This window comes from Streptomyces sp. MMCC 100 (assembly GCF_041538145.2).
GTDB lineage: Bacteria > Actinomycetota > Actinomycetes > Streptomycetales > Streptomycetaceae > Streptomyces.
Map to the genome: position 1 here is coordinate 5,522,776 of NZ_JBGORK020000001.1, position 13,348 is coordinate 5,536,123.

12 protein-coding genes are annotated in these 13,348 nt (G+C 71.4%); 9 read left to right on the forward strand and 3 right to left on the reverse strand.

What is annotated here, in order from left to right:
• The first annotated feature begins 27 nt into the window (after positions 1-27).
• The 6 genes from ABS735_RS25660 (at position 28) to ABS735_RS25685 (ending at position 7,378) form a co-directional block, all read left to right on the forward strand.
• Positions 28-1,140: an ABC transporter substrate-binding protein gene (locus ABS735_RS25660; RefSeq protein WP_373903911.1), complete on the forward strand. Its 1,113-nt coding sequence runs from the start codon at positions 28-30 to the stop codon at positions 1,138-1,140.
• A gap of 3 nt (positions 1,141-1,143) precedes the next feature.
• Positions 1,144-2,934: an ABC transporter permease gene (locus ABS735_RS25665; protein ID WP_373903910.1), complete on the forward strand. Its 1,791-nt coding sequence runs from the start codon at positions 1,144-1,146 to the stop codon at positions 2,932-2,934.
• Positions 2,935-2,948: 14 nt separating this feature from the next.
• Positions 2,949-4,082: an ABC transporter ATP-binding protein gene (locus ABS735_RS25670; RefSeq protein ID WP_373903909.1), complete on the forward strand. Its 1,134-nt coding sequence runs from the start codon at positions 2,949-2,951 to the stop codon at positions 4,080-4,082.
• A 27-nt stretch (positions 4,083-4,109) separates the two neighbouring features.
• Positions 4,110-5,351 (forward strand): MFS transporter, encoded by a 1,242-nt coding sequence (locus ABS735_RS25675; RefSeq protein ID WP_373903908.1) that lies wholly within the window; start codon positions 4,110-4,112, stop codon positions 5,349-5,351.
• A 61-nt stretch (positions 5,352-5,412) separates the two neighbouring features.
• A complete protein-coding gene (locus ABS735_RS25680) occupies positions 5,413-6,480 on the forward strand; it encodes a cupin domain-containing protein (RefSeq protein ID WP_373903907.1) in 1,068 nt (355 codons plus the stop codon).
• Between the two features lie 13 nt (positions 6,481-6,493).
• A complete protein-coding gene (locus tag ABS735_RS25685) occupies positions 6,494-7,378 on the forward strand; it encodes an AAA family ATPase (protein ID WP_373903906.1) in 885 nt (294 codons plus the stop codon).
• 234 nt (positions 7,379-7,612) lie between these two features.
• Here ABS735_RS25685 and ABS735_RS25690 read toward each other — a convergent pair whose 3' ends face one another.
• Together ABS735_RS25690 and ABS735_RS25695 are read right to left on the reverse strand one after the other, a co-directional pair.
• Complete coding sequence (locus tag ABS735_RS25690) at positions 7,613-8,611, reverse strand: cupin domain-containing protein (protein ID WP_373903905.1); 999 nt, start codon at positions 8,609-8,611, stop codon at positions 7,613-7,615.
• A 177-nt stretch (positions 8,612-8,788) separates the two neighbouring features.
• Positions 8,789-9,550, reverse strand: coding sequence for a FadR/GntR family transcriptional regulator (locus tag ABS735_RS25695; protein WP_373903904.1), 762 nt, complete (start codon positions 9,548-9,550; stop codon positions 8,789-8,791).
• A gap of 156 nt (positions 9,551-9,706) precedes the next feature.
• Between ABS735_RS25695 and ABS735_RS25700 the strand changes: the two genes are divergently transcribed.
• From ABS735_RS25700 to phtC, 3 genes are all read left to right on the forward strand, one after another.
• Positions 9,707-10,759 carry an ornithine cyclodeaminase family protein gene (locus ABS735_RS25700; RefSeq protein ID WP_373903903.1) on the forward strand — a complete coding sequence of 351 codons (1,053 nt, stop codon included), beginning with the start codon at positions 9,707-9,709 and terminating at the stop codon, positions 10,757-10,759.
• A gap of 113 nt (positions 10,760-10,872) precedes the next feature.
• Positions 10,873-11,865: a substrate-binding domain-containing protein gene (locus ABS735_RS25705; protein WP_373903902.1), complete on the forward strand. Its 993-nt coding sequence runs from the start codon at positions 10,873-10,875 to the stop codon at positions 11,863-11,865.
• Positions 11,862-12,656 (forward strand): 3,4-dihydroxyphthalate decarboxylase, encoded by a 795-nt coding sequence (phtC, locus tag ABS735_RS25710; protein WP_373903901.1) that lies wholly within the window; start codon positions 11,862-11,864, stop codon positions 12,654-12,656. Before ABS735_RS25705 ends, phtC begins: the two co-directional genes overlap by 4 nt.
• Here the strand turns inward: phtC and ABS735_RS25715 are convergent.
• Complete coding sequence (locus ABS735_RS25715; RefSeq protein WP_373903900.1) at positions 12,653-13,318, reverse strand: response regulator transcription factor; 666 nt, start codon at positions 13,316-13,318, stop codon at positions 12,653-12,655. The genes phtC and ABS735_RS25715 overlap by 4 nt on opposite strands.
• Positions 13,319-13,348: the final 30 nt, after the last annotated feature.

Here is a 13,348-nt window from a genome sequence, read left to right on the forward strand (position 1 = left end):
CGCCCCTCCCACCCATCTGGAGCCCCCATGAGGAGCCGTACCACGATCTTCGCGGCAGCCGCGCTGCTGTCCGCCGGTGCCCTCAGCGGCTGCGGCGGCGCCCTGCCGACCGCGGCCGCCGGCGGCAAGGAGAACGCCGTCTACGCCGAGATCGCCGCACTGCCGAAGCAGCAGCAGCGGGAGAGGGCCCGCGCACTGGCCAAGGACGAGGGCGGCACGGTCACCCTGTACACGTCGATGACTGCCGACATCGTCACCCCCCTCTCGGAGGCCTTCGAGAAGGACACCGGCATCCACGTCACCGTCTTCCGCGGCAACTCCGAGACCGTCCTGCAACGCACCCTCCAGGAGGCGCAGGCCCGCAAGGCCGGCACGGACGTGGTGGAGACCAACTTCCGCGAGATGGTGGCGCTCTCCGACAACGAGCTGCTCGCCCGGTACAACGGCTCCGCCCTCGACAGGGTGGAGAAGACCGGCAAGTTCGACACCTGGACCGCCACCCGCCTCAACATCTTCCACCCCGCCTGGAACACCCATCTGATCAAGCCGGGTGAGGAACCGAAGAGCTGGGAGGAGCTCGCCGACCCCAAGTACAAGGGCCGCATCACCCTGGAGGTCAGCGACAGCGACTGGTACGAGAACGTCACCCAGTACTGGCTGGGCCACGGCAAGTCGCAGGCCGAGGTGGACGGACTCTGGAAGAAGATTGTCGCCAACGCCAAGGTGGCCAAGGGCCACACCACGATGATGCAGTTCCTGACCTCCGGCCAGACCCCCATGGAGGTCATGAACTACACGTACATCACCGCCCGCGCGGCGGCCCAGGGCGCACCCGTCACCTACCTGCCGAAGAGCGGGAAGTCGACGGTGCCCGCGTTCCCCCGGCCCAACGGCGTCGGCATGCTCAAGGCCGCCCAGCACCCGGCCTCCGCCTGGCTGTTCTACGACTGGATGCTGACCGAGGGCCAGAAGGAACTCGTCGAGCTCCATCTGACCCCGTCCACCAAGGTCCCCGGCGACAAGAGCCTCGACGGCCTGACTCTCGCCCCGTTCGACGTCGAGGGCCTCGGTCACGACCAGGGCACCTGGGACAAGAAGTACGACGCGCTGCTGCGCGGCGTCGACTCCGTGGGGAAGTGACCGATGGCCCTCATATCCGCATCCCGCAAGGATCCCGCGGCGCCCTCCCAGGACCCGCCGCCCGGGTCCCGGCCAGGACTGCTGACCCGCCTGCGGCACCGGCGGTTCTCCACGCAGACCCTCCTGGTCGGCGGCGCCGTCGTCGTCGTCGGCTACCTGGCGGTCGTACCGCTCGGCTACCTCGTCCACGACACGTTCCTCGACTCCGACGGCACCGGCGTCTCCCTCGGCGCCTTCGCCCGCGCCTACGGCGGCAACTCCCAGTCGGGGGACATGCTGCTCAACTCGCTGTGGTTCGCGTTGGGTTCGGCCGCGCTCGCGCTGATCCTGGGCAGCACGCTGGCCTACATCCAGGTCCGCACCGACACCCCGTTCAAGAGCCTGTTCTTCGCCGCGTCGCTGGTCCCGCTGATCGTCCCCGGCATCCTGTACTCCACGTCGTGGATCTTCCTCGGCGACCCGGAGAGCGGTCTGCTGAACAATCTGCTCTTCGAGCCCCTCACCGGCACCACGCCGGTCAACATCTACAGCGTGTGGGGCATGATCTGGGTGCAGGGCCTGCACCTGTCCCCCGTCGCCTTCCTCCTGATGGTCGCCGCGTTCCGCGCCATGGACCCCTCGCTCGAGGAGTCGGCTGCGATGTCCGGGGCCTCCCGGCTCACCGTGCTGCGCCGCATCACGGTGCCGCTGGTGCGGCCGGCCCTCATCTCGGCCGCGCTGCTGATGTTCGTCCAGTCCCTGGAGAGCTTCGAGGTGCCGGCCCTGCTCGGCCTGCAGAACGGCATCTACGTCTTCACCAGCCGCATCTACTTCGTGCTGCGCTCCTATCCCACGGACTACGGTGCCGCCGGTGCCTACGCCATCGGCCTGCTGGTCATCGCCGCGGCCGGTGTGCTGCTCTCCTCCTGGCTGCAGCGCTCCTCGCGCAACTTCCAGACCGTCACCGGGAAGGCGTTCCGTCCCCGGCCCGTCGAGCTCGGCCGCGCGCGGCCCGTCGTGGGCACCGCGGTCGTCCTGTACTTCCTGGTCACCGTGGTGCTCCCGGTCGCGGTCCTGGTGTACGCGTCGCTGCTGCCGTACTACGCGGCGCCGTCCGCCGAGACGCTGTCCTCGCTCACCCTCGACAACTACCGGCAGGTCTTCGACATGCCGCTGGCGTTCACCGCGCTGAAGAACTCGCTGATCCTGGGGCTCGGGGCGGCCACCGTGGTGATGCTGCTGACCACGGTCGTCTCCTGGGTGGTGCTGCGCACCAAGGCACGCGGGCGGCGCTTCCTCGATCTGCTGGCCTTCACCCCGATCGTCATCCCCGGCCTGGTCCTCGGACTCGCCCTGGCCTTCGTGTACCTGCGGATGCCGCTTCCGATCTACGGCACCCTGCTGATCCTGCTGGTGTCGTACTGCACGCGCTACCTGCCGTACGGCATGCGCTACTCGTCGGCGGCGATGGCGCAGATGGCACCCGAACTGGAGGAGTCCGCGGCGGTGTCCGGGGCGTCCTGGTTCCAGACCTTCCGGCGGGTGCTGCTGCCGCTGATGAGCAGCGGGATCATGGCCGGCTGGGTGTACATCCTCGTCGTCTCCTTCCGCGAGCTGTCCAGCACGATCCTGCTGTACAGCCCCGGCAAGGAGGTGCTGTCCGTCCTGATCTGGGAGCAGTTCGAGAACGGGCAGTTCACCACGCTCGCCGCGCTCGGCGTGTGCATGGTGCTCCTGCTGGTGGTGCTCGTCGCCCTCGCCTACCGGTTCGGCGCCCGCTTCGGGCTGCAGGGCCAAGCCGACTCCTCCAACTAGCCAAGGACAGGCCGATGCTGACTGTCGAATCCCTGAAGAAGTCCTACGACGAGGCGCCAGGCAAGGCGGCCCGCCGCAAGAAGAGCGACACCACCCGCAACTACGCGGTCGGCGGCGTCGACTTCGAGGTCAAGGACGGCGAACTCTTCACGCTGCTCGGTCCGTCCGGCTGCGGCAAGACGACCACCCTGCGCTCCATCGCCGGTCTGGAACGCCCCACGGAGGGCAGGGTCGCGCTGGGCGACCGCGTCCTGTTCGACTCGACGCAGGACGTCAACCTCCACCCCAACCAGCGCGGCTTCGGCATGGTCTTCCAGTCGTACGCGATCTGGCCGCACATGACCGTGGCCAAGAACGTCTCCTTCCCGCTGGAGGTCATGCCGCGGGCCAAGCGGCCCTCCCGGCAGGAGATCGACCAGCAGGTCGCCGAGGCCCTGGAGAGCGTCGAACTCGGCGCGTACGCCCAGCGGTCGGCGACCAAGCTCTCCGGCGGCCAGCAGCAGCGTCTCGCCCTGGCCCGCGCCCTGGTGACCCGGCCGGAGCTGATGCTCCTCGACGAGCCGCTGTCCAACCTGGACGCCAAGCTGCGCGAGACGATGCGGTTCGAGCTGAAGCGGCTCCAGCGGGAGCTGAACCTCACCGCGATCTACGTGACCCACGACCAGGCCGAGGCGCTGGTGATGTCGAGCCGGATCGCGGTGATGAACGAGGGCCGGGTCGAGCAGATCGGCAAGCCCCGGGAGATCTACACGCGGCCCGCCACCCGCTTCGTCGCCGAGTTCATCGGCACCTCCAACTTCCTGGAGGGCAAGGTCGTCGCGGTGAACGGGACCGAGGTGGAGGTGGACACCCCGCACGGCCGGCTGGTCGCCGCCGACCCGCAGCGCCGGCCCGCCGTCGGCGACCCGGTGCTGCTGTCGGTGCGCCCCGAGTGCGTCGACCTGTCGCGCGAGCGGCGGAGCGTGACCAACGAATGGACCGGCACCGTCCGGACCCGCGCGTTCCTCGGTGACGTCGTCGACCACGTCGTGCGGATCGGCGACACGGAGATCCGCAACCGGTCCAACCCGACCCTGTCCATCCCGCCCGGCACCGAGGTGCACTTCTCGGTCGCGCCGGACAAGGTGACGCTCGTGCCGGTCGACTGACCGCCGTACCCGCTGGAGAGGAGGACCGTGCGTCGGACGCTTCCGGAGGTACTCCGGCAACGCGACTTCACCCTGTACTGGGCCGGTGTGGTGCTGTCGCAGATCGGCACCCGCGGGGCCGTGGCCGCCAACCTGTACCAGGTCTACGAGCTGACCGGGTCGACCGCGCAGGTCGGTCTGGTCGGCCTCGCCCAGGCGGTGGCCCTGCTGACCCTCTCCCCGCTCGGCGGGGTGTACGCCGACCGGCTCGACCGGCGGCGGCTGCTCCAGGCCGCCCAGGCCGTGGCCCTCGTCGTGTCGCTGGCGCTGGCCGCCCTCACCCTGTCGGGGGCGGCCACGGTGTGGGCGGTGGCGCTGTCGTCGCTGCTGGCGACGGCGGCCGCCACCTTCGACCAGCCGGCCCGGCAGGCGCTGATCCCGGCGCTCGTACCGCGTGAACGGCTCGTCGACGCCTTCGCGCTGCTGAACCCCTCGCGTGAACTCGCCGTGCTGGCCGGTCCCGCGCTGGCCGGTGTGCTGATCGCGTTCGGCGGTCCTGGCGCGGTGTACGTGTTCGACGCGGTCACCTACGCGGTGCTGGTGGCGGTGCTCGCTCTCCTGCGGGTACCGGCGCTGCCCGGCGGGTCCGGGGAGCGCGCCGGGCTCCTGGCGAGTCTGCGCGAGGGCGCCTCGTACGTGGCCCACCGTCCCTTGGTGTGGCAGCTGATGGGCCTGGACCTGGCCGCCACCGTGTGCGGCGCGTACCGGGTGCTGCTGCCGGCGTTCGCGACCGATGTGCTGCACGTGGGCGCGACCGGGTACGGGCTGCTGTCGGCGGCCCCCTCGGCGGGGGCGCTGCTCGGCTCGGTGTGGGTGTTCAAGCTGGTGCGCACCGCCCGTGCGGGGCGCCTGGCGCTGTGGGGCACCGCGGCCTACGGCCTGGCGGTGACGGGGCTCGCCCTGTCCGGCACGTTCCTCCTCGCGCTCCTCGCGGCACTGGCGCTGGGCGCGGCCGACGCACTGGCGACGACGGTGCGCCACGCGGCGGTGCAGGTGGAGACGCCGGACGCGCTGCGGGGCCGGGTCTCGGCGCTCTACCAGATGGCCTCGCGCGGCGGTCCCGCGCTCGGCGACGCGGGCATGGGCGTGTTCGCGGGGGCGGTCGGTCCGGTGGCCGCGCTCGCCGTGGGCGGTCTGGTCCCCGCGGCCGCCGCCGGCCTGACCGCACTGCGGGGCCGCACCGTCCGCGGCTACGACGTCCCCAAGCAGGCCCCGTCCGCCGCCTCCTGACCTGCCGTCCGTCCCGTCCCATCCCATCCTGTCCTGTCCGATTTCGTAGGGAGAGGTCCCCGTGAGTGTGCACACCTCGACCCAGACCACCCACTACCACGTGCAGAAACGACGACGAGCGCAGTTCATCGAGGACTGGCGGGCCAACCACCGCACCGTCGTCGCCCACGAGGACGCCGCGATGCACCCCACCGCGCGCGGCAGCCGCGTCGGCGTGTACGTGGGCGCCGACGGCGACCGTCCCACCCGCTCCATGGACGCGCTGGCCCACGAGATCGACCCCGGCGTCACCACCACGATCCACCGGCACTCCTGGGACGCCATGGTGTTCGTCGTCGCGGGCCGCGGCTGGACCGAGATCGACGGCAGGCGCGTGGACTTCGGCCCCGGCGACTCGCTGCACCTCCCGGCCTGGGCCTGGCACCGCAGCGGCAACGACGGCGGGGAGACGGTGCGTTACCTGTCGTTCTCCAGCGAGCCGCTCCTGGAGACGATGGGCATGGCGATGATCGAGGACGCCGGGCACACGCCCGTGTCCGAGCTCGCGCCCCGCCCGCCGTACTCGCCCGGCCGGGACGGCTCCGACCCGTACGCGGCACGGCTGCGACGCCTCGCCCGCGACCAGGACGCCCGGCGCTCGGGCCGCCTGCACACCGACTGGGGCGGACTGGAGCTTCGCAACACCCCCCGCGGCACCCGCACGACGTTCCTCCTCGACCGGGCGATCGGCTACCAGGCGTCCGGCATCACCATGGCGATGTTCGAGATCGGCCCGGGGCGCGCCCAGTCCATGCACCGCCACCCGGGCGAGGCCTGGCTGTACGTGGTCGAGGGCTCCGGCGAGAGCTACCTCGGCGCCGAGCCGGAGGGCGGCACCCGCCACCCGTGGAAGAAGGGCGACCTCATCGTCGTCGACCACTTCCTGTGGCACCAGCACATCAACACGGACCCGGAGCGGACCGCGAAGGTGGTGCGCATCCACATGTTCGACAGCCTCCTGGAGACCATGCGGGCCCTGTGCGACCCGCTGGTGCTCTTCGAGGAGCCGCCGGACCACATCCGCGACGCGCAGGCCGGTGACCCGTCGACGATCGACTGGCCGCCGCTGCACCGGCCGACGTGGCCGTGAGCGGGGTGCGGGGATGAGCGCGCTGCCGCACGGTGTGGCCGGGGTCCACGCGCTGCCGGCCGACCACCACGACGGCCCCTGGGACGCGGTGTTCATCGACCCGGCGGTCAAGGAGCGGCTCCTTGCGACCGCCGTCCTGGTGCTGCGGCACGGGCGGCGGCTCGCCGGGTCGGCCCTCGCCCCGCACGGTCTGGTGGTGCTGGCCGGGCCGCCGGGCACGGGCAAGTCGACGCTGGCGCAGGGTCTGGCGCAGGCCGCCGCCCGGACCCTCGCCCCGCACGGGGCGACCACGCTCGTGGAGGTGGACCCGCACGCCTTCCCCAGCGAGCTGCTCGGGGAGAGCCAGCGGCAGGTGTCGCGGCTGTTCCGGGAGACCCTGCCGGAACTGGCCGCGCGCCGGCCGCACACCGTCGTCCTGGTGGACGAGGTGGAGGCGCTGGCCGTCCGCCGGCACTCGGCGTCGTTCGACACCAACCCCGTGGACGTGCACCGTGCCACGGACGCGGTCCTCAGCGGCCTGGACGCGCTGCGGGCGGAGCGGCCCGGCACTCTGCTCGTGGTGACGACGAACTTCGCGGACGCGGTGGACGACGCGTTCCTCTCCCGGGCCGACCTGGTGATCCGCACCGAGGTCCCGGGGGCCGAGGTCGTCCCGGCGATCGTCGCCGACTCGCTGCGCGAACTGGCCCTTCAGTGGCCGGAGTTGAAGTCGCTGGCCGCGGACGGGTCGGTGCACCGCCGGGTGGGCGAACTGCTGCACGGGCTCGACGGGCGCCGCATCCGCAAGACCGTCCACGGGGCGCTGGCCCTGCGGGTGGCCACGGCCCGCGATCCGTCCCTGCTGACGGCGGACGACCTGGTCGCCGCGGCGCGGGAGGCGGCGGGCGGTCCGCGCTGAGGGACGTCACGAGGAAGCGGCCCGGGGCTCGTGGAGCCCCGGGCTGGACTCGTCCTCATACGTCACGATGCCCGTGCGCCAGAGCGCAACCTTTACCGGTTCGGTTCGGCAGGCGGGTTCAGCGGTTCGTACGGCGGGTGGTGACCGGGTCCGGGAGGGCTCGGCGGTGCGGGGCCCGGGGCTCGTGGAGCCCCGGGCCGCTTCCTCGTGACGGTGACGGTGCGGTGACCGCGGTCAGCCCTCGTACTCCGGGGCGTTCTCCAGGTAGTGGACCGTGTCGTAGCCCAGGTGCTTGAAGATCCTGTTCTGCGCCGAGAAGACCTTCAACGGCGTGCCGTCGTGGGCGAAGAGCTGGCAGATGTGGTTCTGCGGCACGTACAGCGTGTCGCCCTTCTTGATCTCGTGCCGGGTCGGTTCGAGGGCGACGCGCGCGTAGTACTTCTCCGCGATCTCGGCCTCGACCTCCCACTGCAGCGCGTAGCCGCCGCCGTCGAGGACGTAGAGCACCTCGTCGGCCATCTTCCAGTACTTGCCCGAACGGCTGCCGGAGGGGATGTCCAGCTCGTGGGCGTCGACGGAGAACAGGCGCGCGTCGGTGCGCTCGGGCGAGGTGAGCACGCGCTGCCGGCCGAGCGGGGTGCTCTCCCAGGTGGTGTCGGCCGGGGAGATGACCTTCTTGCGGTCCAGGACGCCCGGGGTCCACACCCGCGACCAGTCCTCGCGCGGGCCGAACTCGTCCGGGCGCTCGATCGGGCCGCTGCGGCCCTGCTGCCACAGGCCCATGAACATCCAGGTGCTCTTGGCCTTCACCACCAGCGCGGTGGCCTGCTCGTCGTACGGGTTGAAGTGGCGGTGGACCGAGTCGGTGTGGACGAAGACGAAGTCGTCCTTGGCCCAGTCGTAGCGCTGGTCGTCGTGGATCTCGTAACCGCGGCCCTCCAGTATGTAGAAGGCGGCCTCGTTCTGGTGGCCGTGGCCGTGGTTGCTGGACTGCGGCGGCAACTGGACGAAGTGGACCTGGACGGTCTGGGTGAGGAACTCCTCGTCACCGGGACCGATCCGCCACCAGGTGCGGGACTTCTCGCTGTCGCCGGAGTGGGCGACCTTGGCGTCGTCGACGACGACCGTGTCGTCCCGGACCCGCTTGGAGGCCAACTGCCGGGTGCGGAACTCGCCGAGCCCGTACGTCTCAGAGGTGAGGCCGCGGACGAAGGTGCGCCCCTTCTTTGCCATGCATTCCTCCTGTAGGGCAGCTCAACTGACTAGCAGCTCAAACCAACTAACGGTATGACCATAATACCGAGCGGGTGGAGTGCCAACCCTTCCGCACGAAGTGACCGCACACGGAGGCGATCGCACACGAAAACGCCCCGGACCGGTGCGGTCCGGGGCGCTCGCGAACGACGCGGTTCAGTCCTTCACGCGGGAGGCCGTCCGCTCCAGGTGGGTGCGCATGATCTTGTTCGCGGCCTCGACATCACGGGCGGCGATCGCGTCGACCAGCTCCCGGTGCTCCTTGGTGCCGCGCCGGCCCATCTTCGGCTCGATGGCCTGGGCCTCGCGCAGGCTCATCAGCATCGGACCGTGGAAGGACTCCACGAGCATCTCGATCGCCGGGTTGTGCGTGCAGGCGGCGAGCCGGATGTGGAAGGCGGTGGACAGCTCCATCGTGTACTCCCCCTCCTTCATCACCTCCGCGTGCGCGTCGCACATGGCGCGCAGCTCGGCGATGTCCTCCTCCGTGGCCCGCTCCACGGCCAGCGGCACGACGCCCAGCTCGAAGACCAGACGGGCCTCGGTGACCTGGGAGGCGGTGAGCGGCGAGAAGGTGAGCAGGTCGGCGAGGCCCTCGCTGACCCGGCTCGAACTGGGCACCGTCACGAAGGCGCCGCCGCGCGCGCCGACCCTGATCTCGACGAGACCGTTGGACTCCAGGATGCGCAGGGCCTCACGGATGGTGACCCGGCTGACACCGAACTGGACGCACAGCTCGCGTTCGCTGGGCAGACGATCGCCCGCCTGCAGCCGTTCCTCCTTCAGCAGATGCCGGATCTGCTCGACGATCACCTGGGAGACACGGCTCGAGGAGACGGCCTTGAACAGCTCCTGCGGGACGGCCGCCCGCCCGGACTGCGCCTCGTTCTCCGGGGTCTGACTCGCTCGGGTTGACATGGGGGCATTCTCCCACGACGGGCCGACGGTTGACCCGGTTCTGACCAACGGAATAACGTCATACCAAAAATCCATTGACGAAATCCATCGGCTCCCATCCGCCCGGGAGGTCCCGTGCTGGTCCTCGGCAACGATGTCACCGCCACCGTACTCACCATGCCCGATGTGATCGCCGCCCTGGAGGCCTCGTACGGAGACCTCGCCACGGGCGAGGGCGTCTGCCGTCCGCGGATCGACCTGCGCTTCCCGGCCGGGGACGACCGGGTCTACCAATGGGGCACGATGGAGGGCGGCTCGGCCCGCACCGGGTACGCGGCGATCCGCATGAAGTCCGACCTCCTCGTCGAGACCGGCCCGGAAGGGGCTCGCACCCAGGAGAAGCACTGCGTCGCACCGGGTCGCTACTGCGGCCTCGTCCTGCTGCTCGACATCCGCAGCGGCGAGCCGGTGGCCCTGCTCAACGACGGCCTGCTCCAGCACCTGCGGGTCGGCGCCGACTCGGCGCTCGGCGCCCGGTACGCCGCCCGCGCCGACAGCCGCGTCCTCGGCCTGCTCGGCTCCGGCGGCATGGCCCGCAGCCACCTGGAGGCACTGCTGACCGTCCTTCCGCTGGAGCGCGTCCAGGTGTACAGCCCGACCCGCGCCCACCGGGAGGCCTTCGCCGCCGAGGCACGCGAGCGGTACGGCATCGAGGCCGTCGCCGTGGCGGACGGCGCGTCCGCCCACCGGGGCGCGGATCTCGTCGCCGGCTGCACCGACGCGGTGGGCGAGGTGGTCTTCGGCGAGCATCTCGCCCCCGGCACGCACCTCACCTGCGTCGGCGGCCGCCCGGACCGCCGCGCCATGGAGCGGATCGACGTGTGGCTGCGGCTCGGCGACGCCAACACCCCCGACTCGACGCCGGGTTGGGGCACGAGCGACGAGTACGTGGTCTACCGCGCCCGCCCGGACGACCCCGTCTGGCTCCGCCACCGCCACGGTCACACCCGCCGCCCGCCCCGGGGACCGCGCCGGGTCGGCCTGAGCGAACTCCTCGACGGCACCGCACGCGCCCGCACGGACGACCGGCAGATCACCTTCTCCGAGCGCGGCAACATCCAGGGCGCCCAGTTCCACGCCGTCGCCGCGCTGGTCTACGAGCGGGCGCGGGAACGGGGACTGGGGCACGAGATCCCGCGGGACCTGCTGCTCCAGGACATCCGCGACTGAGCCGCGCCCGCCCCCTCGACCGCTATTGGTATAACCATTGACGCATTCGTCTTCGTCCGCCTACGGTGCTCGACGCACCCCTTCTCCCGTACGTGACCGAAGGAGCAGCATCGATGTCCCGCCGCCTCCACCTCTCCTTCGCCTGCGGTGACTACGACCGCGTGCGCGCCCTGCAGGACGGCCGCGTGCGGCCCGAGGGCATCGACCTCACCTTCCTGCCGCTGGGGGTGGAGGAGACGTTCTACCGGCAGCTGAGGCACCGCGAGTTCGACATCAGCGAACTGAGCCTGTCGAGCTACGCGATGACCCTCGACCAGGACGACCCGCCCTTCGTCGCCCTGCCGGTCTTCCCGTCCCGCTTCTTCCGCCACCAGTCGATCTACGTCAACTCCCGCAGCGGCATCGAGAAGCCGGCGGACCTCGTCGGAAAGCGCGTCGGCACCCCCGAGTACCAGATGACGGCCGGGGTGTGGCAGCGCGGCATCCTCGCCGAGGAGTACGGGGTGCCCGTCGAGTCGGTCCACTACTTCACCGGCGGCATCGAGCAGCCCGGCCGCCCCGAGAAGCTCCCGCTGGACCTCCCCGACACGGTGCGCATCACGCCGATCGGCCCGGAGCAGACCCTCTCCCGGATGCTCGCCGACGGCGAGATCGACGCGATCCAGAGCGCCAGCCAGCCCTCCTGCATGGGCCGCGACCCGCACGTCCGGCACCTCTTCGAGGACTTCCCGGCCGTCGAGCGCGACTACTTCGCCCGCACCGGCATCTTCCCGATCATGCACGTCGTCGCCGTACGCAGGACCCTCGTCGAACGGCACCCGTGGATCGCCCGCTCGCTCACCAAGGCCTTCGAGGAGTCCCTCCGCATCGCCTACGACGACCTGCGCTACCGCAGTGCCCTGAAGGTCATGCTGCCGTGGCTGCAGGAACACGTGACCGCCACGGCCGAGGCACTCGGCGAGGGCTGGTGGGACTACGGCCTGGAGAAGAACCGCACCGCCCTGGAGACCTTCGCCCGCTACCAGCACGAGCAGCATCTCGTCTCCCGCCGCCGCACGGCGGAGGACCTGGTCCTGGCGTACGCCGACGACACCTACGTCCTGTGACGCCCACCGCGCCGGGTGCCGCACCCGGTCCCGGTCCCGCACGCGCTTCCGCTCCCTCTCCCTCTCCCGAGGAACTGATCGCGCTGGGGTGCCGGATCCTCGCGTTCCGCGGCCTGGCCGCCGACATCCTCGGCCACATCTCACTGCGCCGCGACGACGGGGCCCTGTACGTGCGCTGCCGGGGCCCGCACGAACGAGGGCTGCTCCTCACCGAGCCCGCGGACGTCCACCCCGTCCCCACGGACGGCGAGCCGACGCCGCCCGACGGCTACCGCGTGCCCAACGAACTGCCGATCCACCGCGAGATCCTGCGCGCCCGTCCCGACGTCCGAGCGGTCGTCCACGTCCACCCGCCCCACACGGTGGCCGCCGACCTGGCCGGCCTGCCGCTGCGCCCCGTCGTCGGCGCCTACGACATCCCGGCCATGCGCATGGCGCTCGACGGCATCCCCGTCTACCCGAGGGCCGTCCTGGTGACCCGCGCGGACCTCGGCCGGGAGGTGGCCGCCGCCCTCGGCGACCGTCCGGTCGCGGTCCTCCGGGGCCACGGCATCATCGCCACCGGGGACTCCGTTCAGCAAGCGGTGGTGCGCGCCCTGTCGGTCGAGTCGCTCGCGACGATGACCCTGCGCTCGGCCGCGGGCCCCACGCTCCCCTCCCCCCTGCCGCCCGAGGACATCGCCGAACTCCCTGATCTGGGCGGCGGGTTCAACGACACACTGGTGTGGAACAGCCACGTGGCGGCCCTCGAACACGCGGGCCTGGGGCTCGGCGCGCACCGACCGTCCTAGTCCTCGTCCAACAGCCCGGCGTCGTGGACCAGCAGGGCGATCTGGACCCGGTTGTTCAGGTCGAGCTTGGCCAGGATGCGGGAGACGTGGGCCTTGACCGTGGCGACGCTCATGAAGAGGCGGACCGCGATGTCGGCGTTGGCCATGCCGCGGCCGACCGCGACGGCGACCTCGCGCTCGCGGTCGTTGAGGGTGTCCACGCGGGCACGCGCGCGCGTGTGCCTCGCGTCGGGGGCGGTACCGGCCGCCTGTTCCATCAGCCGCCGGGTGACGGCGGGCGACAGCACGGGGTCTCCGGCCGCGACCCTGCGCACCGCGTCGAGGATCTCGGCGGGAGGGGTGTCCTTGAGGACGAACCCGGCGGCACCGGCGCGCAGGGCGCGCAGCACCTGTTCGTCCGCGTGGAAGGTGGTGAGCAGCACGACCTGGGGCGCGTCCGCGCGGCCCCGCAGCCGCTCGGTCGCCGTGAGCCCGTCCACCACCGGCATCCGGATGTCCATGAGGACGACGTCCGGGCGGGTGCGGTCGACGAGCGCTGCGACCTCGTCACCGTCGGCGGCCTCGCCGACGATCTCCACGTCGGCGGCGCCGCCCAGCATGAGGGACAGCCCGGCCCGAACGAGCGGGTCGTCGTCGACGAGGAGCAGTCTGATCGCTGTCATGGGTCATAGGTAATCACGGTCGCCGGGGGC